Annotated in this window: 21 protein-coding genes and 2 pseudogenes; 15 read left to right on the forward strand and 8 right to left on the reverse strand. The window is 72.8% G+C overall.

What is annotated here, in order from left to right; all coding sequences use genetic code 11:
• Positions 1-71: 71 nt before the first annotated feature.
• Together RV983_RS19385 and RV983_RS19390 are read left to right on the forward strand one after the other, a co-directional pair.
• A complete protein-coding gene (locus RV983_RS19385; protein ID WP_475987024.1) occupies positions 72-770 on the forward strand; it encodes a response regulator transcription factor in 699 nt (232 codons plus the stop codon).
• A complete protein-coding gene (locus tag RV983_RS19390) occupies positions 767-2,692 on the forward strand; it encodes a sensor histidine kinase (protein WP_475987025.1) in 1,926 nt (641 codons plus the stop codon). Before RV983_RS19385 ends, RV983_RS19390 begins: the two co-directional genes overlap by 4 nt.
• Here the strand turns inward: RV983_RS19390 and RV983_RS19395 are convergent.
• Positions 2,631-3,543: pseudogene (locus tag RV983_RS19395) on the reverse strand (DUF1152 domain-containing protein). The gene RV983_RS19390 and the pseudogene RV983_RS19395 overlap by 62 nt on opposite strands.
• Before the next feature lie 262 nt (positions 3,544-3,805).
• Between RV983_RS19395 and RV983_RS19400 the strand changes: the two are divergent.
• On the forward strand, positions 3,806-4,210 hold the full coding sequence (locus RV983_RS19400; protein WP_475987026.1) for a hypothetical protein: 405 nt from the start codon (positions 3,806-3,808) through the stop codon (positions 4,208-4,210).
• Between the two features lie 99 nt (positions 4,211-4,309).
• Complete coding sequence (locus tag RV983_RS19405) at positions 4,310-4,627, forward strand: hypothetical protein (RefSeq protein ID WP_475987027.1); 318 nt, start codon at positions 4,310-4,312, stop codon at positions 4,625-4,627.
• A gap of 26 nt (positions 4,628-4,653) precedes the next feature.
• Here the strand turns inward: RV983_RS19405 and RV983_RS19410 are convergent, their stop codons facing one another.
• Together RV983_RS19410 and RV983_RS19415 are read right to left on the reverse strand one after the other, a co-directional pair.
• Positions 4,654-6,606 carry an alkaline phosphatase family protein gene (locus tag RV983_RS19410; protein WP_475987028.1) on the reverse strand — a complete coding sequence of 651 codons (1,953 nt, stop codon included), beginning with the start codon at positions 6,604-6,606 and terminating at the stop codon, positions 4,654-4,656.
• Between the two features lie 100 nt (positions 6,607-6,706).
• Entirely contained in the window at positions 6,707-7,000 is a 294-nt protein-coding gene (locus RV983_RS19415; protein ID WP_475987029.1) for a hypothetical protein, read from the reverse strand.
• Between the two features lie 63 nt (positions 7,001-7,063).
• On the opposite strand from RV983_RS19415, the pseudogene RV983_RS19420 reads away from it, so the two are divergent.
• The 3 genes and pseudogenes from RV983_RS19420 to RV983_RS19430 form a co-directional block, all read left to right on the forward strand.
• Positions 7,064-7,396 (forward strand): annotated as a pseudogene (locus RV983_RS19420) (isocitrate lyase/phosphoenolpyruvate mutase family protein); the annotation flags it as partial.
• Positions 7,397-7,514: 118 nt separating this feature from the next.
• A complete protein-coding gene (locus RV983_RS19425) occupies positions 7,515-7,730 on the forward strand; it encodes a hypothetical protein (RefSeq protein WP_475987030.1) in 216 nt (71 codons plus the stop codon).
• Between the two features lie 94 nt (positions 7,731-7,824).
• On the forward strand, positions 7,825-8,739 hold the full coding sequence (locus tag RV983_RS19430; RefSeq protein WP_475987031.1) for a DUF4232 domain-containing protein: 915 nt from the start codon (positions 7,825-7,827) through the stop codon (positions 8,737-8,739).
• 93 nt (positions 8,740-8,832) lie between these two features.
• On the opposite strand, the gene RV983_RS19435 is transcribed toward RV983_RS19430, so the two are convergent.
• Positions 8,833-9,264: a hypothetical protein gene (locus RV983_RS19435; RefSeq protein ID WP_475990379.1), complete on the reverse strand. Its 432-nt coding sequence runs from the start codon at positions 9,262-9,264 to the stop codon at positions 8,833-8,835.
• 406 nt (positions 9,265-9,670) lie between these two features.
• Here RV983_RS19435 and RV983_RS19440 point away from each other — a divergent pair, with 406 nt between their 5' ends.
• The 4 genes from RV983_RS19440 to RV983_RS19455 all read left to right on the forward strand — a co-directional run bounded on the left by RV983_RS19440 (position 9,671) and on the right by RV983_RS19455 (position 12,893).
• Positions 9,671-9,955, forward strand: a complete 285-nt coding sequence (locus tag RV983_RS19440; protein ID WP_475987032.1) for an FmdB family zinc ribbon protein — start codon at positions 9,671-9,673, stop codon at positions 9,953-9,955.
• A 95-nt stretch (positions 9,956-10,050) separates the two neighbouring features.
• On the forward strand, positions 10,051-10,671 hold the full coding sequence (locus RV983_RS19445; RefSeq protein WP_475987033.1) for an AmiS/UreI family transporter: 621 nt from the start codon (positions 10,051-10,053) through the stop codon (positions 10,669-10,671).
• A gap of 63 nt (positions 10,672-10,734) precedes the next feature.
• Positions 10,735-11,985 carry a formamidase gene (gene fmdA / locus RV983_RS19450; protein ID WP_475987034.1) on the forward strand — a complete coding sequence of 417 codons (1,251 nt, stop codon included), beginning with the start codon at positions 10,735-10,737 and terminating at the stop codon, positions 11,983-11,985.
• Positions 11,986-12,155: 170 nt separating this feature from the next.
• On the forward strand, positions 12,156-12,893 hold the full coding sequence (locus RV983_RS19455) for a carbonic anhydrase (RefSeq protein ID WP_475987035.1): 738 nt from the start codon (positions 12,156-12,158) through the stop codon (positions 12,891-12,893).
• Positions 12,894-12,946: 53 nt separating this feature from the next.
• Here the strand turns inward: RV983_RS19455 and RV983_RS19460 are convergent, their stop codons facing one another.
• Positions 12,947-13,771 carry a hypothetical protein gene (locus RV983_RS19460; protein ID WP_475987036.1) on the reverse strand — a complete coding sequence of 275 codons (825 nt, stop codon included), beginning with the start codon at positions 13,769-13,771 and terminating at the stop codon, positions 12,947-12,949.
• 321 nt (positions 13,772-14,092) lie between these two features.
• On the opposite strand from RV983_RS19460, the gene RV983_RS19465 reads away from it, so the two are divergent.
• From RV983_RS19465 to RV983_RS19480, 4 genes are read left to right on the forward strand one after another with little or no spacing between them, the layout of a single operon-like run.
• A complete protein-coding gene (locus tag RV983_RS19465) occupies positions 14,093-15,055 on the forward strand; it encodes a hypothetical protein (RefSeq protein ID WP_475987037.1) in 963 nt (320 codons plus the stop codon).
• On the forward strand, positions 15,052-16,500 hold the full coding sequence (locus RV983_RS19470; protein ID WP_475987038.1) for a peptidoglycan-binding domain-containing protein: 1,449 nt from the start codon (positions 15,052-15,054) through the stop codon (positions 16,498-16,500). The genes RV983_RS19465 and RV983_RS19470 overlap by 4 nt, the downstream gene beginning before the upstream one ends.
• Positions 16,497-17,237, forward strand: a complete 741-nt coding sequence (locus tag RV983_RS19475) for an ABC transporter ATP-binding protein (RefSeq protein ID WP_475987039.1) — start codon at positions 16,497-16,499, stop codon at positions 17,235-17,237. The genes RV983_RS19470 and RV983_RS19475 overlap by 4 nt, the downstream gene beginning before the upstream one ends.
• Positions 17,234-18,565 carry an ABC transporter permease gene (locus RV983_RS19480; RefSeq protein WP_475987040.1) on the forward strand — a complete coding sequence of 444 codons (1,332 nt, stop codon included), beginning with the start codon at positions 17,234-17,236 and terminating at the stop codon, positions 18,563-18,565. The genes RV983_RS19475 and RV983_RS19480 overlap by 4 nt, the downstream gene beginning before the upstream one ends.
• 52 nt (positions 18,566-18,617) lie before the next feature.
• Here RV983_RS19480 and RV983_RS19485 read toward each other — a convergent pair whose 3' ends face one another.
• From RV983_RS19485 to RV983_RS19495, 3 genes are all read right to left on the reverse strand, one after another.
• Entirely contained in the window at positions 18,618-18,965 is a 348-nt protein-coding gene (locus tag RV983_RS19485) for a helix-turn-helix domain-containing protein (RefSeq protein ID WP_475987041.1), read from the reverse strand.
• Between the two features lie 179 nt (positions 18,966-19,144).
• Positions 19,145-19,453 carry an SCO5918 family protein gene (locus tag RV983_RS19490; protein WP_475987042.1) on the reverse strand — a complete coding sequence of 103 codons (309 nt, stop codon included), beginning with the start codon at positions 19,451-19,453 and terminating at the stop codon, positions 19,145-19,147.
• A gap of 51 nt (positions 19,454-19,504) precedes the next feature.
• Positions 19,505-21,052 (reverse strand): DEAD/DEAH box helicase, encoded by a 1,548-nt coding sequence (locus tag RV983_RS19495; RefSeq protein WP_475987043.1) that lies wholly within the window; start codon positions 21,050-21,052, stop codon positions 19,505-19,507.
• Positions 21,053-21,176 lie beyond the last annotated feature (124 nt).

Genomic DNA, 21,176 nt, shown 5'->3' on the forward strand with positions numbered 1-21,176 from the left:
GTCCCTTGGTCCCGTCCCGGAAGGGCCTTCGGCCAGGGAAACGCGTCATTTGTCATACCTATACTCCCGGCATGAGCGCACGCATCCTCGTCGCAGAGGACGACACCAAGCAGGCCCAGCTGGTCCGCCTCTACCTGGAGCACGAGGGCCACACGGTGACGGTCGTCCACGACGGCCGGGCCGCGCTGGAGGAACTGCGCCGCGACCCGCCGCATCTGCTCGTCCTGGACGTGCTGATGCCCAAGGTCGACGGCCTCGACGTCTGCCGCATCCTGCGCCGCGAGTCCGACCTGCCGGTGCTCATGCTGACCGCCCGCTGCACCGAGGACGACCTCCTGCTCGGCCTGGACCTGGGCGCCGACGACTACATGGCCAAGCCCTACAGCCCGCGGGAACTGGTCGCCCGGGTGCGGACCCTGCTGCGGCGGGCCCGCCCCGCGCCGGCCGCGGCCCCCCGCCCCGACCCCGTACTGACCGTGGGCGGTCTGGCCATCGACCCGGTACGCCACGAGGTGAGCTGCGACGGCGAGCCTGTGGACTGCACACCGGGGGAGTTCCGGCTGCTGGAGACGCTCGCGGAGCAGCCGGGACGGGTCTTCACCCGTGAGCAGATACTGGCCCAGCTGCACGGCACCGGCCGCTACTTCACCGTGCGCACGGTGGACACCCATGTGATGAACCTGCGCCGCAAGATCGAGCCCGACCCCGCCCGCCCGGTGCGCCTGCTCACCGTCTACGGCGTGGGCTACAAGCTCGCGGGGGACGTGTGAGCCGGCCGGGCCGGCGCGGCAGCCTGGTCCTGCGGCTGCTCGTCCTGTCCGTGCTGATATCCGTCTGCTCGATCGGCGCGACCGCCTGGCTGGCCGTGCGCACCACCGCGCGGGCGATCCACCAGGAGCAGGGCCAGGTCTTCGCCGACGACGCCCGGATCTACGACGCGCTGCTGGGCCTCGCGGCGGGCCAGGACGACTGGCACGGCGCGCAGCCGCTGGTCGACCGGCTGGCCCGGGAGACCGGTCACCGCATCGCCCTCACCGACCAGAACCGGCGGCCGTTCGCCGACTCCGCCGAATCCGCGGGCTCCTCCGACCCCGCAGACCCCGCAGACCCCGCCGAATCCGCCGGTTCCGCGGCCTCCTCCGGTGCCCGTTCCGTGCCGCTGCCGGACCGGGCCTCGGCGACCGTGGACCCCCTCGCGGTCGACTCCGTCTTCGTGCCCGGCGCGGGCGACTCCGACCGCATCGACCCGCGCGCCGTCGGTCCGTTCCGGCTGCCCCGCGCGGAACGCGACCACCTGAGGGCACTGGCCCAGCGGCAGGCGGGCTGCCTGCACGACGTCCTCGGCATCGACGCCACCGTCACCACCATGCCCAGCGGGCGGCCGCGGCTCCAGACCTACCTCGCCCTGCCGCCTACCGGCACCCGCTGCGAGGTGTCCGCCCTGGACCGCCCCACGGCCACCGAGGCCCGCGCGCTCGCCCGGCTCAACGCCCTGGTGGACACCTGCCTCGCCCGCCGCGACGCCCCGCCCGTGCACCTCGCCCTCGACCTGACCTGGACGACCACCGGTTCGCGCAGCGCGGCGGCCCGGCGCACGCAGGCGCAGTGCCTGGCCACCGCCCGCCGTGAACAGCTCACCCCGTACGTCGCCCCGCCCGCGCTGCTCTTCGTCGGCGCCCCCGACCCGGAGGCCGCCGTCCCCTCCTCCCCCTTCGACCTGTCCGCGCCGAACCGGGTGCGGATCGCGGGCGTCGTCGGGGGCGTCCTGCTGCTCACCGTCGCCGTCACCGTCGTCCTGGGCCTGCGCCTCGTGCGGCCGTTGCGGGCGCTGACCGGGGCGGCCCGGCGGTTCAAGGACGGTGACGTCTCCGTGCGGGTGGCGGTCACCGGCCGCGACGAGATCAGCCGGCTCGCGGAGGTCTTCAACGACATGTCCCGGCGCCGGGCCGAACTGGAGCGGCTGCGCACGGCCATGGTCGGCGACGTGGCCCATGAGCTGCGGACCCCGCTCAGCACGATCCGCGGCTGGCTGGAGGCCGCCGAGGACGGCATCGTCCCCGCCGACCGGCCGCTGATCTCCTCGCTGCTGGAGGAGGCGCTGCTGCTCCAGCACGTCGTGGACGACCTCCAGGACCTCGCCGCCGCCGACGCCGGTGAACTGCGGCTCCACAAGGGCCCGGTGGACCTCGCCGACCTGCTGCGCCAGGTCGCCGGCGCGCACCGCGGCCGCGCGGACAAGGCCGGGGTCGTTCTCGCCGTGGACACCGCGGACACCGCGGACGACCTCGGCGACCTGCACGCCGACCCGGTCCGGCTGCGTCAGGCGGTCGGCAATCTGGTCTCCAACGCCGTCCGCCACACCCCGGCCGGCGGCGCCGTCACCCTGCGCGCCCGGCGCACCGGCGGCACCGTCCTCGTCGCGGTCGCCGACACCGGCGCCGGCATCCGCTCCGAGGACCTGCCGCACGTCTTCGACCGCTTCTGGCGCGCCGAGAAGTCCCGCAGCCGCAGCACCGGGGGCAGCGGCCTCGGCCTCGCCATCGTCCGCAACCTCGTGCACGCCCACGCAGGCACGGTCACCGTCGAGAGCACACTCGGCGCCGGCTCCGTCTTCACCCTGCGGCTGCCGGTCAGTGCGGAAACGTCCGGGGCGGGCGCTGACGCGGAAGGCCGTCGCGGAACTCCTCGATGACCGAGCTGATCTGCCGGGTGAGCTGCGTGCCTTCCAGCCGGTCCGGATAGAGGTTGCGCCGGGCCAGGCCCACCGCGGCCACGCAGATGTACAGCGCCATCAGCGGATTGACGAACAACTCGCTGTTCCGGGTGCGTTCGGTGAAGCGGACGTTCCCGAACCCGCCCCGCACGGCGGCCGCCACGGAGCCGTTGACGATGCTCGGGTGGTCGGGCGTCGCGGCCTGCGCGTGGGCGACCGCGTCCAGGTAGAGCGCTCCTTCTCGGCTGTCGCGCGGCAGCGAGAGAACGCCCCGAGACAGGCACCGTCCTGCTCGGGGGCGGCCAGGTTCTCCAGCACCAGGGCCTGGTTGACGCCGTGGTACGCGTCCACGCCGAAGCCCAGGCAGACCACGAGGCGTTCGGCCACGCCGGTCAGCCCGTGGACGGTGCCGAGGCTCGCCATGTCCTCCTCGGGGGTGCCCAGGCCGTTCTCGTCGCCCCGCATCAGGATGTCGGTGCCGCCGTCGGCCGGCACGATCGCGTCGACCCCGCCCACGTGCTCGATCAGCGCGCGGTAGGCCGCGCGCAGCGGCTCCACGCCCGTCCGTTCCAGCGCGTACACCGTGGACGGCATCCCGTGCAGCTCCAGCCACCGCGCCAGGGTGCGTTCCGGGAAGTACGTGCCGCGCGCCACGGTGTCGGGCGGATCGCGGCCACGCCGGGCTCCACCCACACGTCCGCGTCCAGGCCGTACAGGTCCGCGAACGACAGGTTCGCCAGCGTCACGTCCTTGCCTGCCGGGCGCAGCGCCGGCGCCAGGGGAAGCCCCGCGTACACGTCGAATCCGCCGCCCGCTCCGGCTACGAGCACCCGCCGGGTGTCCCGCAGCCGGGTGAAGAGGGCCGGCTCGTCAAGGAGAACACCGGGGGACGGTAACAGCCTCGTGCGAGCCGCCGGCCGGGGGAGGGATTGGGCCGTTCGGGGGAAAACCGCGGCGGGGTGGGGGCGGGGGCCCTGGAGCGGGCGGCGAACCGCCGGACGAGGTGGGACAAGCGGTGTATAACCGCGGTGTCGGGGTCGTACGACGGGGACGCCGGTGCAGGGGCCGCGCGGTCGAGGGATACGGGGAACGGTGAAGAGGATCGCCCAAGTGGGAGTCGTCGTCGCGGGGGCCCTCGGTGTGCTGGGTACCGCGCCCGGGGAGGCCGCCGCCCAGGGGGTCCACCCGGATCAGTCGCTGCTGCACGCGGTCGCGGGCGCGGACGTCGGCACGGTGCTCCAGGCGGGACCCAACGTGGTCTGCGGGCCGCTGATCGGCTTCACCTACCACGGTCCCGTGACCTGCGTGAACGGGCCGATCCGCAGCGGCAACAGCCGCAACAGCGGGAATTTCGTCAACCGCGGCAACCCCAACAACAGCGGCAACCTGTCGAGCTCCAACGGCTCCACCGGCTCCAACAACGAGGTCAGCGGCGATGCCGTGGACAGCTCCAACTCCACTCAGGTCATCCGGGGGAAGGGCGGCCGCGGCCGCTAGCCCGCAGGCGCCGGGTGGTCGGGCGCGGAGGTCCGTCGGACAATGGTGGCGCATGTGCTGATTCCGCCCACGGGGGGCGTGAGGATCGAGAGGTCTGCGATGACACGAGCCGTGCGATACGCCCTGGTGACCACCGGCGCCGGGACCCTACTGCTGTGCGCCGGCGCACCGGCGCTCGCCGCCACGCCCACCGACATCCGTGCCCGCTGCACACCGAACACCCGGATCTGCGCCAACGGCCCTGTGAACAGCGGAAATCTGCACAACAGCCAGAACGTCACGATCAACGGGACCACGAACAACAGCGGCAACCCCAACAACGTCATCGGTTCACCGAACAGCGCCAACACGTACGATGGCCCGGGCGACAACAGCTGGAACAACGTCCAGCAGATCACCCGGTCCCTCGGCGGCTGAGTCCGGTCCGTCCCGCGAAGGCCGCGCTACGGCGCGGTCTTCGCCCCGTACGTGCTCAGGAAACGGTTGCGGAAGGTGTCCATGCGCCAGACCGGCGCGTCCGGGTGCGGCTGGAGACCGTCCTGCCAGCCCCAGCCCGACATGCGGTCGAGGACGTCCTTGTCGTGGGCGACGATGGCGATCGGCACGTCGTGGCCGGCGTTGTCCCCGCTGACGACGGGGGCGGGCTGATGGTCGCCGAGGAAGACCAGCACCGTGTTGTCGTTGCCGTACCGCTCCACCCATGACACCAGGTTGCTCACCGTGTACTCGATGGACCGGGCGTACTCCTGGCGCACCGAGTGCGGGCTCTTCCAGACGTCGCCGGGGTTCTTGCCCTCCTTGTTGATGGCGTTGAAGACCGAGCCGTCGCCGAGCTCGTCCCAGCCGATCGTCCGCGGGATCGGCGCCCAGGGGCGGTGGCTGGAGACCATGATGATCTCGCTCATCAGCGGCTTGTCGTGCTTCTTGCCGTGCTCCAGCCGCTGGAACGCTTCCAGGCTGTACTGGTCCGGCACCGGCGACCAGCTGAAGTTGGGGCCCTTGTAGCCGAGGTGCTGGGAGTCGTAGACGTTGTCCAGTCCGTAGAACTTCCCCTCGGGCCAGGACCGGGTGACGCCCGGCATGATGCCCACCGTGCGCCAGGCGTCCGCGCGTTGGAAGGCGCCGGTGAGGGTGAGCCGGTCGCTGGAGGTGACGGTGCGGTAGCGCTGCTGGTTGTCGATCCACAGCCCCGACAGGAACGTCGAGTGCGCGAGCCAGCTCCCGCCGCCGAACGTCGGCGAGGTGAGGAACGCGCTTCGCGAGGAGAAACCGGCCGCCTGAAGCCGGCGCGTCCCGTCCGCGAGCATCGCGTTCACCTGGGGCGCCATCTCCGGAGACTCGACCGCGCTGCGGCCGTAGCTCTCCACGAAGGCGAAGATGACGTCCTTGCCGCGCAGCCCGCTCAGCAACTGGTCCGGCGGTACGTTCGCGAACGGGTCGACGGCCGCCTCCTTCGCGAACTTCTCCCCGTCCGCCAGGCTCGCCCGCACCTGCTCGACATGGACTGCCGCATCGTCGGCCGTGACCTTGGCGGCGAGCGGTTCGCCGGCGATCCGCACGCCGAATGCCGCCAGCGCGATCCACAGCGTTCCCAGCACCAGCGTGGTGCGGGTGGCCACGTCGCTGTGCCGGGTGATGACGTTGCTCATCCGTACGACGGCCAGAACCATCAGGACGACCAGGACCACCACCAGCAGCACCGCCCCGATGAGGGCGGCGATGGCCAGTGCCTGGCCGGAGGTTTCCTTCAGGTACTCCTCGCCGTCGTTGACCAGGATCCAGTCCAGCACCGGGTCGAAGCGGCGGTTGAGCACCGAGTAGAAGCCCATGTCGATGAATTTCAGGACGGTCAGGAGGCCGAGGACGATGCCGCCCGTGATGGCGGCGATCCGCCGCGGCCGCGGCGGGAGCAGCAGCGCCAGTCCCGCGCCGATGAGGGCCTCCGCCGGGATCCGTACGAACTGCGCGACCGTCAGCTTGTTCAGCGCGTCCGGCAGCAGCACGGTACCCAGCACGAGCACGGCGGCCAGTGCGGTCGTCACCATCGCCACGCCCCGCGGCGCCCCCGGATACCGCCCCCGCCACCCGCGCCGGGCCTTGTCCCCGGGAAGCGCGGTGGTGATGCCGGCACCGGTACTGGTACCGGCCTCCTCGGCCGTGTCGGGCTCGCGGGTGGTGTCGGCGGGTTCGGTGGCGGTGGCGGCCTCGGGGGGCTCGGTGCCGGTGCCGGCGTCCTCGGCCCGGGCCTCGCCGGCTTCGGCGGGCTCCGTGCCGCCGGTCCCGGCCGCGGCGGTGCCGGGTTCCGCGGGGGCGGTGTCCTCGGGAACGCCGGCTGTGCCCGGCGGCACGTCCTTGCCCGTACCCGGCGGCTGTTGAGAGCGCGTGAAAAGCGACAACCCGAAGGTCCTTCCGTGCGAGGCCCCGCTGACGGCGTGGCGGGCCGGAGTGCTGGACCGCCGCTTCTACGGTGCTGTACGACCTCACGGTGCGCCAGGTTCAACGCCGCGGCGGGTTTTGCCTCCCCATTGCTCCACGCAGACCCATGACGTCCGCGACGGCGGTCAGCCGGCGTGCGGTGGTCCCGTCGGTACCGACGTCGACGCTGGTGCAGGAGGCGTCCGCCGCGGTGAGCCGGCGCTGCGCGAGGGCGGTCGCCCGCGTGCCCGGCAGTAGTCCGGGCAGCGCGACGGCGGCGCGGACACCGCCCGCGCGGACCAGCCCGGCGAGGGCCGCGACGGCGCGCGGGCGGACGTCCAGCCGGGCCGGCAGGACGGCGGCGCCGACGGCCATGACTCCTGGGTGTCCTCCGCGGTTGCCCGTGTGGATACGTACTGACGGGGCCAGGACGCCCGCCTCGCCGGGACGTTGCGGTGCGCGACGGCGTACGTCGAGGCGGGCGCCGACGGCGTCTTCGTGCCCGGCGCGACCGATGCCGCGGAGCTGCGGCGGCTTGCCGCGGTGGTCCCGGTCCCGGTCGACGCCCTCGTGGTGCCGGACTTCTCCCTCGCCGCCCCGGGCGCGCTGGGCATCCGCCGCGTCGGCACCGGTTCGCTGCCGTACCGCTCCGCGATCGACGCCGCGGTCGGCACGGCGAGCGCCGTCCGCGACGGCCGGCCGGTCCTCGCGGCGACGCCGTACCCGAAGATGCGGCGCCGGCTCCCGCGGTACGAGGAATCCGCCCGCTGACCGCGATTCCTGGGCCGGACGGGTGAAGCCGGGCCCGAGGACGCAACCGGCGCTTCCCCGGCGGCAGTCGTGTACGGCAAGTCCGGTCGATTCCGTCCGGGATCCGAGGGGAAACACCATGAGCCTTCTCGATACTCCGCTGCGGTCGCACGACATCGCCCCCGCCCTCTCCGCCGTCGACGCCCGCTGGGTCGACCTCCACGCGGCCCTGATCGCGGCGGGCGTCCCCCCGCTCCCCGGCGACAGCTCCGCGGTCCGCGCTCTCGCCCGGAGCCTCGACGACGCCACGGTGGGCGCCGTCGTCGCCTGGATCGACAGCGCCGCCGCCCGCTGACGCGCGCCGGCACGGCCGTTCTGTGACGAGGGTGTTACCGGAACTGTGGCCTCCGCCACGGCCGGTACGGCGTCCGCCCTGATGGGCTGGCCCGATGCGCACCCTCCCTCTCGCCTCCTTCACCGTGCCCGCCGTGCTCGCGGGCGTCCTGGTCCTCGCGGCGTGCGGAACGGAGGGAGTTGGCGGCGACGGCCCACGGGCGGCGGGGCCGTCCTGCGGACCCGTACCGTCCGCCGCTGCCGGGACGGCCACGGCAGGGGACGAGGGGACGGGCGGCGTCGGCATCGTCGGATCGGACGTGGCGTCGCCGGCCTGCGCCCCGGCGATCCGGATCACCAACCACGAGCCGGAGGCGTTCGCCTACACCGTCACCCTCTCGTTCGTCTCCGACTCCGGAGCGGTGATGACGAACACGGAGCAGACCGTCCCTGCGGTCGCTCCCGGCCGCACCGTGAAGCGGCCGGTGGATCTCGCCGCCGCCGGTGCGGGCCCGGGTGGCGGCCTCCCCTCGCACGTCCGGGTCCTCAAGGTCAGGAGCGTCCCGGCGGACGAGGCGCCCGTGCCGGCCGGCCCCTGCCCGCCCTCAGGAGTGCGGGTCACCGCCGACAAGGGCGACGCCGCCATGGGCCTGCGCGTCGTGGGGCTGCACTTGGAGAACTGCTCGACCGCCCCCTACCACCTTGACGGGTACCCGCAGCTCCAGATCCTCGACGCCCTTCACCGGCCCGTCACCGGCATCAGCATCCTGCGCGGCAGCTCAGGCTCCGTCGGCGCGGCCTTCGACGCCCCGCCCCGCCCCCTGACCCTCCAGCCGGGCGAGACCGCTTCGTCGGGTCTGACCTGGCGCAACACCGTCACGGACGGCACTTCCGTCAACGCCCCCTACGTGCGGGTCCACGCCAGGCCCGGCGCAAGCCCCGTCGTCGTGACGCCGGAACTCGACCTCGGCACGACCGGGAAGCTCGGTGTGAGCGCGTGGCGGAAGTCCGAGGCCGACGAGGCGCGCTGAGCGCCGGGCCGGTACCGGCCGGCCCGTGCCGCTCGCGCGCGGCGGCACGGCGAAGGCCCCGACCGGGACTGGGTCGGGGCCTTCGGCAGGGGGTCAGTTGGGCGTGGGCTGCCCGCCGATCTCGCAGGCCTGGCAGGGCGGCCGGCCGCAGGTGCACTGGGTGATCGCCGCCAGCACGCCGTGGTCGTGGTAGAGGCACTCGTCACGGCAGGTGTGGCGGGGGATGAAGCCGGCCTGGATCTCGCCGGGCCACGGCTCGTGCCCCTCGCGGCAGCGGGCGAACCGCTCCGGGTCGGTGGCGTGGAGCTCACGCATCGCGGAGCGGGCCTCTTCCTCGAGCTCCCGCACACGCGTCACCAGGGCCTTGAGCTCGCCGGCGATGCCCGCGTAGTCGTCCGCCCCGGTCCGTACATGGGCCGCCCGCAGTGCCATCGCGGCGTTGCCGAGGAACCGGCCGGCGTCCTGGAGGTCGGTCACGTGGTGCAGCTGAATTCCCGTCACGCCCCGGACCCACACGGCGTCCATCGTCACGTCTCCACCTTTCCGGCGCTCATCGGTGATCTGCACGCCGTTGTCACCGCATTTCTCGGGAAAGGCGGCCGGATATCGACGCTAAATCCGCGGGTGGTACGCGTCCAGGAAAAGCTCAGTGAATCGCCTCACAAGGCTGCGAAGCGCAGGGAACGCGGCGCTCGGTGCGGGGGACTGCGGAATGTGCGGAGGTGGTCACGCGGAGCGGTGCCGGACCGCCGTGAACAGGGCCGTAAGTCCCGGAAAATGAGGGCACAGGGCGTCGCAGAATCCTCATGAGTCACCTTGACAACGATGTTGCCGTGACGTCTCCTGGAATGAGGGATCGTTCCCCGGTGGTCGTCGCGGAATGGGCGACGCCGAGGTCGGCCGAAGTGCGCCGTTTCACGGAGGCAGCTGCATGGCGACCTATGAATACTTCTGCGAGCACTGCGGTCCTTTCGAGGTCAGACGCGCGATCGGCACCGCGCCCGACGGTCACGGCTGCCCCGCGTGCGCGGGCCCCGCGCGGCGCGTCTTCTCCGCGCCGTCGCTCGCCGCGACGCCACCGTCGGTCCGTTCCCTCAGGGAACGGGCGGAGCGGTCCCGCGAGGCCCCGGACGTCGTGTCCGCCGTGCCGTCCCGCCCGCGCAGCCGGCCGGAGCCGGCTCCGCACCCCGCGCTCTCGCGGCTGCCCAGGCCCTGAGCCGTCCCACCGCACTGCCGGTGGGACGGGCCCGGCCCCACGCCCCTCGCCGGGGCGAAGTCCCGTCCTCACACGTACCTGGGAGGTGCGTCCCCGTGGCCAACGTGGGACTGCTCTTCGTCGGTGCGGTCCTGTTCATGAACGGTCTGCTGCTGCTGGGAAAAGCCGACCCCAGGTCCGCGGCGGTGTTCAACCTCTTCATCGGCGCACTGCAGGTCCTCACCCCGACCTATCTCATCTTCACGGCAGGCAATGACCCGGACAAGATTCTTTCGGCGTCCGGCATCTATCTGTTCGGATTCACCTACCTCTACGTGGGCATCGTCCTGCTCGCCGGCATGGACAACATCTGCGTCGGCTACTACTCGCTGTTCGTCGCAGTGGTGGCCCTGGGGTACTCGTTCGCCAATTTCCACCTGCTGAAGGACTACCCGTTCGGGGTGATCTGGCTGTACTGGTCATTCCTGTGGGGCCTGTTCTTCCTGCTGTTCGGTCTCCGGAGGACGGAACTCACCTCCTATGTGGGCTGGGTTACGGCCATCGAGGGCTGGATCACCGGAGTGATTCCCGCGGCGCTGCTGCTGTCCGGCTACTGGAAGCACACCACGGAGATCGCCATCGCCCTGGGCGCGTTCGCCGTCGTGGTGTTCGGCGCGCTGTGGCCGCTCACCCGGAAGTCACGACAGGCGGCCCGGATCGCCCGCGAGGCGTCCTGACCGGCCCCTGAGGGGTCCTGACCGGACCCGAATGGATCTGAGGAAAGACGAGGAGGGGCAGTCATGCCCGACGTAGTTTTCAGCGTCGACCAGACCAAGTCGATGCGGGAGCAGGCCACGCCAGGACACAACAGGTGGCACCCCGACGTCCCGAACGCCGCCATGGTGAAGCCCGGCTCCGAGTTCCGGATGGAGTGCCGCGACTGGACCGACTGCCAGATCGGCAACAACGACTCCGCCAACGACGTCCGCGACATCGACCTGACCATCCCCCACATGCTCAGCGGCCCGATCGGCGTCGAGGGCGCGGAGCCCGGCGACCTGCTCGTCGTCGACATCCTCGACCTCGGCCCCGTACCGCAGCAGACCGGGGACGCGGCGGGCCAGGGCTGGGGGTACACCGGCATCTTCGCCAAGGCCAACGGCGGCGGCTTCCTGACCGACTACTTCCCGGACGCCTACAAGGCCGTGTGGGACTTCCACGGCCAGCAGGCGGTCTCCCGGCACCTGCCCGGTATCCGCTTCACCGGCATCACCCACCCCGGACTCTTCGGCACCGCGCCCTCCGCCGAACTGCTCGCCCGGTGGAACGCCCGCGAGCAGGCGCTGATCGACACCGACCCCGGCCGGGTCCCGCCGCTCGCCGTCCCGCCGGACGCCGCCAACGCCCTCGCCGGCACGGCCACCGGCAGCCTCGCAGCACGCATCGCGGCGGAAGGCGCCCGTACGGTGCCGGCCCGTGAGAACGGCGGCAACCACGACATCAAGAACTTCACGCGCGGCTCGCGGGTCTTCTACCCCGTGCACGTGAAGGACGCCAAGCTCTCCGGCGGCGACCTGCACTTCAGCCAGGGCGACGGGGAGATCACCTTCTGCGGCGCCATCGAGATGGGCGGTTTCGTCGACTTCCACGTCGACCTGATCAAGGGCGGGATGGAGACGTACGGCATCTCCACCAACCCCGTCTTCATGCCCGGCAACGTCGAGCCGCGCTACTCGGACTTCCTGACCTTCATCGGGATCTCCGTCGACCAGGACACCGACACCAACTACTACCTCGACGCGACGATGGCGTACCGCCGCGCGTGCCTCAACGCCGTCGAGTACCTCAAGCGCTTCGGCTACAGCGGCGAGCAGGCCTACCTGTTGCTCGGCTCCGCCCCCATCGAGGGACGCATCAGCGGCATCGTCGACATCCCCAACGCCTGCTGCTCCCTCTACCTGCCGACCGCCATGTTCGACTTCGACGTCCGCCCGTCCAGCGCCGGCCCCCTGCGCGCCGACCGCGGCCAGGCGGCCCTCACCGGCACCTGACCCCCTCACCGATCGCCGCACCGCCGGCCACCGCCGTTCCAGGCGTGGGCCGTCGGTGTTAATGGCGCGCGCGTCTGTCGGTGCCTGCCGCCGGATCGACCGTGCCGGGCCGAGGATTCGCCGTGGTCAAGACGTTCCGACGGACTCGGCGGCAGTGAGGGGAACAACCGATGGACAGCGCAGGACACCCGCAGCGCAGGACGCTGCTCGCCGGGGGCCTCGTGGTCGCCGCAGGCGCGCTCTCGGCGTGCTCGTCGAAGACCATCGCGCCGAGCGCGATGACGTCCGCGCCGGGGCAGTCGCGGCCGGCCACGCCGTCCGCGGCCTTCCAGCGGCTGATGGACGGCAACAAGCGCTGGGTGAACGGAAACCTCGAGCACCCCGACCGGGATCCCGACCGGCGGGAGTTCGTCGCCATGAAGCAGGAACCCTTCGGGGCGGTCCTGTCGTGCATCGACTCCCGCGTGCCGCCCGAGCTGCTCTTCGACACCGGCCTCGGCGACCTGTACGTGATGCGGACCGGCGGCCAGGCGGTCGGACCCGTGGTCACCGGTTCCGTCGAGTACGGGCCGATGACGAGCGGCACCCCGCTGGTCGTCGTCCTCGGCCACCAGCGGTGCGGTGCCATCGAGGCCGCGTACAAGGCGATGCGCGGAGGCGAGGCGCTGCCCGGCAACCTGGAGGCGATCTCCCTGGCCCTGCGTCCCGCGTACGAACAGGCGGTCAAGGAGGGCGGTTCCGACCCGGTCGAGAAGATGACCCGCGCCCAGATCAAGACCACCGCGGACCGTCTGCGGGCGAATCGCGACCTCGCCCCCCTGGTGAAGAAGGGCGACCTCGCCGTGGTCGGCGCGTACTACTCGCTCGACACCGGGAAGGTGCAGGTCCTCACCGGCGCGCCCTCCTGAGCCCACCGCCCACTGCCCACCGCCCACCGCCGCCGGTCCGAGCGGCGCGGGGCTCAGCCGGTGGTGCGGGGAAACGCCGATTCAAGGGCCTTGGTGACCACCGCGAGTGTGCCGTCCGAGGGACCGCGCAGGCAGACGGAGATCCGCACCTCGAAGGGCTTGCCGGAGGGGGCCGAGCGGCCGTGGCCCCAGCCTGCGGTCCCCACGCTGCCCAGCAGCACGCGGCAGCCCTTCCCGGCGGGGGTGGCGCCTCCCATCCGGAGCGGCACCGCGTCGCTCGCACCGCCCGGCGCGTCGCTCCGGAAGGCCATCAGGACGCCTCCCTCGTGCAGTGACGGCAAGGGCGCGCAGCCGGCGAGCACTTCGTCCGCCGTGCCGGTGCAGGCGGCGTGCGCCGGTGTGCTCAGGGGCTGCGAGGAGATGTAGCCGACCAGATTCCCGTGCGGGTCGGTGACCTCCAGGGCGTGCCAGCCGTGCGGCACGCGCAGGGTCAGCCCGGACAGTTGCGGCAGCCGGACAGCCGTCAGCCCGGCGTCGCCGGCCGCAGAGGCAGAGGCAGAGGCAGAGGCAGAGGCAGAGGCAGAGGCGGTGGCAGAGGGCGAGGCCTGGGCCGAGGGCCGCCCCGCCGGCGTCACGCCCCGGTCCGCTACGCCCTGCGGCGACCGCAGCCCCGGTACGACGGCGGCGAGGGCCAGCACGGCGGCGGCCGCGGCGGCCGTGCCGATCGCCGCGTAGCGGTGCCGCCTGCGCCGCCGGACCCGCAGCGCGACCCGGGCCAGCCGGTCGGCGGGCACGGCCGGCCGCGGCACGGTGTTCCTCAGGAGGAGCCGTACGGCCCGCTCCGCCTCGCTCCACGGCTCATCGGCTGTGGTGTGCATGTCCCTCACTCCCCTTCGCCGGCCGGGGCGTTGCCGCGCGTTCCGTACGCGGCGGCAGGCCCGGCACCGTGGCGGCCTGCCGGCCGACGGCGTGCTCCTGCGTCGCTCAAAGTGCCCACGCCCGCCTCAACCGGGCGGAGACCGCTTTCGGTTGCCCGTGAGTGCCGCGGAGAACCGGCGGCACGTTGATGCCCGCGCCCGCTGTGATGTGCGCCACATCGTGAACGGGGGCTACTCCCTGCCCGGCGGTCCACCGGGTTCAGGAGGACGACGGGGTGGATCACCCGTTTCGAGCGTCTCCGAACGAAGTGATGGAACGACATGGCTCTCACTCTCAGGACCCGCGGTGTCTGGCCTACGGTGGCAGCGGCCGCCGTGCTGGCGCTGTCCGGGTGTTCCCAGGGCGACGGCGGTTCCGCCTCCGCCGCCTCCCCCGGTGGCGCGGCGTCCTCGGCCGCCGCGCCGTCCGCCGCGCCGACGGCATCGTCCGGTGGGCAGTTGGAGATTCCCGCGGACGCGGACGAGTCCACCAAGCAGGCGTACATCGCGGAGAACGCCACCGCCGCCTGCATGCGGGCCAAGGGGTTCAGCTACACGCCGCAGGTGACGGACTACGAGGCCGACGCCGGCAGCGGGGTCGACGGACAGGACTACGGACTGGCGAAGAAGTTCCGGGAGAAGTACGGCTTCGGCATCTACGCCGGAGCCGTCTACCGGGACGATCCGAACGTGTGGGGCAGCAAGGCGTACAACGAGGCGCAGGAGAGCAGCCCCAACGACGCCTATCTGAACGCGCTCACCCCGGCGCAGCGCAAGGCCTACGACAAGGCGATGGGCGGCGCGCTCATGTCCTCGGGCGGCAGGAAGGCGATGTCCCCGGGGTGCGTCAAGGACGCTTACGTCAAGGCCTACGGGCCGGAGAAGTCCCAGGCCGAGATCGACCGGCAGACCGCCGCCGACCAGGAGCAGGACCGCGAGGCGCACCAGGCCCTCGACGGCGACCCGGAACTGGTGTCGCTGGCCCAGGAGTTCGCGACATGCCTGCGCGGTGAGGGCATCGCCGTCACGACGACGCAGCCGACCTCCATCGGGGACATGGTGAAGTTCTCGGTGAGCGCCCAGATGCCGATGGACGGCGTGCTGAGCCTGGACAAGAGCACCGCCCTCACCAGGCTCACCCACGAGATCGGCCTCGCCAAGAAAGACCTGGCCTGCGGCAAGGACTTCCGGGCCGCGTACTTTCCCGCGCTCGCCGAGCACCCCCTGTCCGGGGTCACCGGATGAGCCCCCTCCGCGGCCGCGGAGGTCCGGGGAACCGCGGCAGGACGGTGGCGCTGATCGTCGGGGTGGTGACGCTGGTGGGCGCGGGCGGCTGGTTCGCGGGCTCGCAGATGCAGTCGCCCGCCGATGCGGCGGCCGCGCACCAGGCGCCGGAGGCCGGCCCGGTGACCGTCGCCGTGGTGCGCCGGAAGCTGACCGCCAGCGTGGTGACCCAGGGCAGCGTGGAGTTCGGCGCGCCGCACGCGGTCTCGCTCTCCGGGCCGGTCGGTTCCCCCGACGCCGCCGGGGACGGACAGGCCACGGCACAGCTGGTCACCAAGCTGCCGACGGAAGGCGCCACGCTGCGCGAGGGCAGTGTGCTGATGCAGGTCAGCGGCCGTCCGGTGTTCGTGCTGCGCGGCCCGGTGCCGATGTACCGCGCCCTCGGCCCGGGCATGTCGGGCGAGGATGTCCGTCAGTTGCAGAGCGCCCTGCGCAGGCTCGGCCACGACCCCGGGGCCGTCAGCGGGAACTACCGGCAGGGCATGGCGGCGGCGGTCGGCCACTGGTACGAGAGCAAGGGATACGCGCCGCTCAAGCCAGGGGCAGCCGACGCGTCGCGACTCGGCGAGCTCCAGGCGGCGGTGTCGCAGGCGCAACTGGCCCTGTTGTCCGCGCAGAACGGCGGCGGAGCAGAAGACGGCGGAAAGGGCGCAGCCGGAGGCGGTGCCGCCGACGACGCGACCCACGCCCTGGAGATGCAGGCCGCGCAGCAGCAGCTGAACCAGGCGAACGCGGCGCTCAGCGCCTTCACCGCCGGCTACGGCACCAAGGTCCCGGCGGGCGAGGTCGTCTTCCTGCCGGACCTGCCGGTCCGGGTCGACAAGGTCAAGGCGCGTCTCGGGGCCGCCCCCGACGGCGAGGTCGCCACCGTGACCAGCGCGGACGTCGTGGTGCAGGCGGTCGTACCGGGAACGGACGGGGCAGCGCTGCGCAAGGGCATGACGGCACGGATCGAGACCGGCGACGGCACGCGCGTGAACGGCGTCGTGTCCCAGGTCGGCGGCTCCGCTGCACCGGCCGGCGGGGCGAAGGGCGCCGACGGCGAAGGGGACGAGGGCGGCGGGGACGAGGGCGACGGGGGCAGCGGCGAGGGAAGTGCCCTCGGCGACCCGTCCGCCCCGGTCCCGGTGGTGATCTCGGTACCCGATCCCGGGCCGCTGAAGAGCCAGTCGGGCCTGTCGGCCAAGGTGACCGTCGATGTGGGCGCCTCGAAGGGAGCCGTGCTGGTCGTGCCCGTTGCCGCGGTCCGGACCTCCGCCGACGGGCAGGCCCGGGTCGAGGTGCTGCGCTCCGGAGAGGTCGTGGACGTAGGCGTCACCGTGGGGCTCTCCGCGGCCGGGCTGGTCGCGGTGACCCCCGAGGGCGGCTCGCTGGACGAGGGCGACCAAGTGGTGGTCGGCACGTGAGGTGCGAACCCGTACCGGCCCGTGCGGCCCCGGAGGACGCACCGGACGCGGACACCGTGATCCGGCTGAGTTCGCTCAGCCGGGTCTTCGACTCCGAACCGCCCGTGCACGCCCTGCGCGAGGTGGAGCTGACGGTCCGCCGCGGCGAGCACCTGTCGATCGTCGGCCCCTCGGGGTCGGGGAAGTCCACGCTGCTCAACACGCTGGGCCTGCTGGACCGGCCGACGTCGGGGAGCTACTGGCTCGACGGCGTGCTCACCAATGCCCTCGGCGACCGGGAGCGGACCGCGCTGCGCGGCAGCCGCATCGGCTTCGTCTTCCAGTCCTTCCACCTCCTGCCCTACCGGACCGTGGACGAGAACGTCATGCTCGCCGAGACCTACCGGGCCCCCCGGCCGGGCCGCGAGCGCCGTACCCGGGCCGACCGCGCCCGGCAGGCCCTGGCGCGGGTCGGTCTCGGGCACCGCTTCGGCTTCCTGCCCGGGAGGCTGTCCGGCGGTGAACGGCAACGGGTGGCCATCGCCCGCGCCCTGATGGGCGAGCCCGCCCTGCTGCTGTGCGACGAGCCGACCGGCAACCTCGACAGCGAGAACACCGAGTCGGTGCTGGAGCTCTTCGGTGAACTCCAGGCGCAGGGCATGACGTTGCTCGTGATCACGCACGACGAGTCGGTGAGCCGGCGCGCCGGCCGGCGGGTGCGGATCCGTGACGGCCGACTGAGCCAGGAGAGCGCATGACGAGCGGCATCGACGCCGCCGCGCCGGCCCGCCTCGAGTCCGCACGGGAAGGGGAGGGCGCACCGGCCCGGCGCCGCGGCGGTCATCGCCGCGCGGGGCGCCGGGACCGGCCCGAACGCCCCTGGATCGACCCGCGGGACCTGTGGGCGGAGTCGCTGGCCGGCGTGCTCGCCCGCCCGGTCCGCTCGGCCCTCACCACACTGGGCACGGTGCTGGGCATCGGCACGCTGGTGATCACGATCGGCGTGGCGTCGACGGCGGCGAACCAGATCGTCGGCCGCTTCGACGCCCTCACCGCCACCTCGGTGAGCGTCGTCGTGCCCGCCCCGGCGCCGGGCTCGACCGACCCCGCGCTGGTGGGGTGGTCGGGCGTCGACGCGGTCGAACGACTCGCCGGAGTGGAGTCGGCCGCCGCCCTGTCGGACTCCCAGGACACCGCGAACGTCCAGGTACGGGCGAACGACGTGGTCGCCCCCGGCGAACTGAGCGGGCAGACCCTCGCCGTAGTCGCCGCCGGCCCGTCGCTGCCCGCGGCGGTCCGCGGCACGATGGCCACCGGCCGGTTCTACGACTCCGGGGACATCGCCCGCCACGAGCGGGTGGCGGTCCTCGGCGACCAGGCCGCGCGGCTGCTGGGCATCGACGACGTACGGACCGCTCCCGCCGTCTTCTTCGAGGGCCAGTCCTTCACGGTGATCGGTGTGCTGGGCGGCTTCCGGCGCGAGCAGCGCCTGTCCACCTCGGTGATCCTGCCGCCCACCACCGCGGCGGACCGCGTCGGACTGAAGGACGTGACGCGGGTCCTGGTCAACACCTCACTCGGCGCGGCCCGGCAGGTCGCCCGGCAGGCACCGATCGCGCTCGCCCCCGGTCATGAGGACGCGCTCACCGTGGTCGCCCCGCCCGATCTGTCGAAGGCCCGCAAGGGCGTCCAGGGCGACGTCAACGGCCTGTTCCTGGTGCTCGGGCTGGTCTCGCTGATCGTCGGCGCCATCGGGATCGCCAACGTCACCCTCGTGACGGTGATGGAACGCGTCGGCGAGATCGGCCTGCGCCGGGCCCTCGGCGCCTCCCGGCGCCAGGTGGCCGGGCAGTTCCTGGCGGAGTCGACCACCATCGGGCTGCTCGGCGGCGTCGTCGGGGCCGCCCTGGGCGTGGTCGTCGTGGTCGCCGTGGCGGCCGTGAAGCACTGGACTCCCGTCCTCGATCTGCGCCTCGCCCTCGGCGCCCCGGTCGCCGGCGCCCTCGTCGGGCTCCTCGCGGGCCTCTACCCCTCGCTCCGGGCCGCCCGGATGGAGCCGGTGGACGCCCTGCGCGCGCCCTCCTGAGCGGCTTCCCCCGCCGGTGCGCGTGCGCCGGCGGGGGCGGCCCGGTGCCGGGTCACCCAGGGGTGTCGGAAGAGCCGCGCTCCTCGGCCGCGGCGCGGCGGAACTCCGCGTTGATGCGCTGGGCTTCCTCGAGCTGGTCCTCGAGGATGATGATGCGGCAGGCGGCCTCGACCGGTGTGCCCTGGTCGACGAGTTCGCGGGCGCGGGCGGCGATCCGCAACTGGTAGCGGGAGTACCGGCGGTGCCCGCCCTCCGAGCGGAGCGGGGTGATGAGGCGGGCTTCACCGATGGAGCGGAGAAAGCCCGGGGTGGTGCCGAGCATCTCGGCGGCCCGTCCCATGGTGTAGGCGGGGTAGTCGTCGTCATCGAGACGATCACTGAGCGGAGTGTCCTCGGTCATTCTCACCTCGTTGTGCGACGCGTCGTGAGGACCCGCTGCCTCACGGCGCCAGGGCCCCGGAGGAAATTCAACACCATTCAGCCGCTCCGCAGCGGTGGCGACCTTCCGCCCGAATGGGCCCCTGACGCGACGAGGGCCCGGCCGGCGTACGCCGGCCGGGCCCTCGCTTCACTCGTCGGTCACACCCGCGAGGGGAGGCCGAGCAGCGCCGACGCTTCCTCCAGCGGACTGAGGACAGGCTCGGGCGAGGCCTCCGGGGCCGTCCGGCAGGTGAAACCGAGACGGGTCATGGCCCGGGTGACCTCCGCGGCCGTGAAGTCGCGGCGGTCCTGCCGGGTGATGACCTCGCCGACCTGCTTCACGGGGTACTGACGGCGGCCGATGATCACGGACTCACCCGTGACCGGTTCGGGCTTGACGCCCTTCATCGAAGCCAGCACGCCGTCCTTGGTCAGGTCGAACGGGAAACGGGCGATGACGCAGCGCATGGTGCCTCACAGGTGGGGAGGGGACGGGGCCGGGCGGCAGGGTGGTTGTGCCTAGGCTGCCGCGTCGAAGGTGGACCGCCGACTCGGGCGGCGCGCCGGCCGGCCGGTCCCGCGGTTCTCGGTGGCGGCGTGGTTCTCCGTGGTGCGGCCGCGCCGGCCGCGGGGGGCGGGGACGCCGCGCTTGGCCCGCTCGGCGCGCTCGGCCGCGGGTGCGGTGATGACGACCGGGACGCCCGACGGGGTCCGCGCGCCGGTGATACGGCCCAGTTCGGCCTCGCCGGAGCGGACCTGGGTGGTCTGGGGGCGGATCCCGGCGTGCGTCATGAGCCGGTCCATGTCGCGGCGCTGGTCGGGCGTGACCAGGGTGACCACCAGACCGGACTCCCCGGCGCGGGCGGTGCGGCCGCCGCGGTGGAGGTAGTCCTTGTGGTCGGTCGGCGGGTCCACGTTGACCACCAGATCGAGGTTGTCGACGTGGATTCCCCGTGCCGCGACATTGGTCGCCACCAGCACCGTGACGTGTCCGGTCTTGAACTGCGCCAGGGTCCGGGTGCGTTGGGGCTGCGACTTCCCGCCGTGCAGCGCCGCGGCCCGCACACCGCTGTTCAGCAGGTGGGTGGTGAGCCGGTCGACGGCGCGCTTGGTGTCCAGGAACATGATCACGCGGCCCTCGCGCGCCGCGATCTCCGTCGTCGCCTGGTTCTTGTCCGCGCTGTGCACGTGGAGGACGTGGTGCTCCATCGTGGTGACCGCGCCCGCGGACGGGTCGACGGAGTGCACCACCGGGTCGGACAGGTAACGGCGCACCAGAAGGTCCACGTTGCGGTCCAAGGTGGCCGAGAACAGCATCCGCTGCCCCTCCGGGCGCACCTGGTCGAGCAGCTCCGTGACCTGCGGCATGAAGCCCATGTCGGCCATCTGGTCCGCCTCGTCCAGGACGGTGATGCCGACCTGGTCGAGGCGGCAGTCGCCTCGCGCGATGAGGTCCTTCAGCCGGCCCGGGGTCGCGACGACGACCTCCGCGCCGTTGCGCAGCGCACCGGCCTGCCTGCCGATCGACATGCCGCCGACCACGGTGGCGAGCCGCAGCTGCACCGAGCGGGCGTACGGGGTGAGCGCATCGGTGACCTGCTGCGCCAGCTCCCGGGTGGGAACCAGCACCAGGGCCAGCGGCTGCCGGGGTTCCGCCCGCCGGCCGGCGGTACGCGCCAGCAGCGCCAGGCCGAAGGCGAGGGTCTTGCCGGATCCGGTGCGCCCGCGGCCGAGCACGTCGCGGCCCGCGAGCGAGTTCGGCAGCGTCGCCCCCTGGATCGGGAACGGCACGGTCACACCTTCGCTGGCGAGCGCGGCCAGCAACTGCTTCGGCATGTCGAGATCGGCGAACGCCTCGACGGCGGGCAGCGCGGGCGTGGTCGTCACCGGAAGGGCGAACTCGCCCTGCGGCGCGGCGGGGCGGCGCCGCTGACCGCCCGAACGGCTCGGGGCGCCGGAGCGGTTGGGGCTGAAGCTCTTGGCACCCGTGCGGCTGCCGCCGTTGCCGGAGCCGGAACTGCCGGTACGGGTACGGGTGTAACGGTCGTTCGTACGTGTGCGGTTCATGGAGAACCTTCCTCGAAGCGGCACGCATCAAGGAATTTCTGCAGCGATGAACAGCACAGAGAATCGCAAGAACGGGCCGGAAAATAAGCGAAAGCGGATCCGACCCGGCGGAGAACGCTCGCGG

This window comes from Streptomyces sp. RLA123, from assembly GCF_056270165.1.

Bases quoted from the DNA above. Each gene is read 5' to 3' on its own strand.
- RV983_RS19415 (WP_475987029.1), bottom strand. From the start codon at position 7,000: ATGGCCGTCGGCGCCGCCGTCCTGCCGGCCCGGCTGGACGTCCGCCCG.
- RV983_RS19480 (WP_475987040.1), top strand. From the start codon at position 17,234: ATGACGAGCGGCATCGACGCCGCCGCGCCGGCCCGCCTCGAGTCCGCA.
- RV983_RS19470 (WP_475987038.1), top strand. From the start codon at position 15,052: ATGAGCCCCCTCCGCGGCCGCGGAGGTCCGGGGAACCGCGGCAGGACG.
- RV983_RS19455 (WP_475987035.1), top strand. From the start codon at position 12,156: ATGGACAGCGCAGGACACCCGCAGCGCAGGACGCTGCTCGCCGGGGGC.
- RV983_RS19465 (WP_475987037.1), top strand. From the start codon at position 14,093: ATGGCTCTCACTCTCAGGACCCGCGGTGTCTGGCCTACGGTGGCAGCG.
- RV983_RS19385 (WP_475987024.1), top strand. From the start codon at position 72: ATGAGCGCACGCATCCTCGTCGCAGAGGACGACACCAAGCAGGCCCAG.
- RV983_RS19430 (WP_475987031.1), top strand. From the start codon at position 7,825: ATGCGCACCCTCCCTCTCGCCTCCTTCACCGTGCCCGCCGTGCTCGCG.
- RV983_RS19435 (WP_475990379.1), bottom strand. From the start codon at position 9,264: ATGGACGCCGTGTGGGTCCGGGGCGTGACGGGAATTCAGCTGCACCAC.
- fmdA (WP_475987034.1), top strand. From the start codon at position 10,735: ATGCCCGACGTAGTTTTCAGCGTCGACCAGACCAAGTCGATGCGGGAG.
- RV983_RS19440 (WP_475987032.1), top strand. From the start codon at position 9,671: ATGGCGACCTATGAATACTTCTGCGAGCACTGCGGTCCTTTCGAGGTC.
- RV983_RS19425 (WP_475987030.1), top strand. From the start codon at position 7,515: ATGAGCCTTCTCGATACTCCGCTGCGGTCGCACGACATCGCCCCCGCC.
- RV983_RS19495 (WP_475987043.1), bottom strand. From the start codon at position 21,052: ATGAACCGCACACGTACGAACGACCGTTACACCCGTACCCGTACCGGC.
- RV983_RS19485 (WP_475987041.1), bottom strand. From the start codon at position 18,965: ATGACCGAGGACACTCCGCTCAGTGATCGTCTCGATGACGACGACTAC.
- RV983_RS19490 (WP_475987042.1), bottom strand. From the start codon at position 19,453: ATGCGCTGCGTCATCGCCCGTTTCCCGTTCGACCTGACCAAGGACGGC.
- RV983_RS19460 (WP_475987036.1), bottom strand. From the start codon at position 13,771: ATGCACACCACAGCCGATGAGCCGTGGAGCGAGGCGGAGCGGGCCGTA.
- RV983_RS19405 (WP_475987027.1), top strand. From the start codon at position 4,310: ATGACACGAGCCGTGCGATACGCCCTGGTGACCACCGGCGCCGGGACC.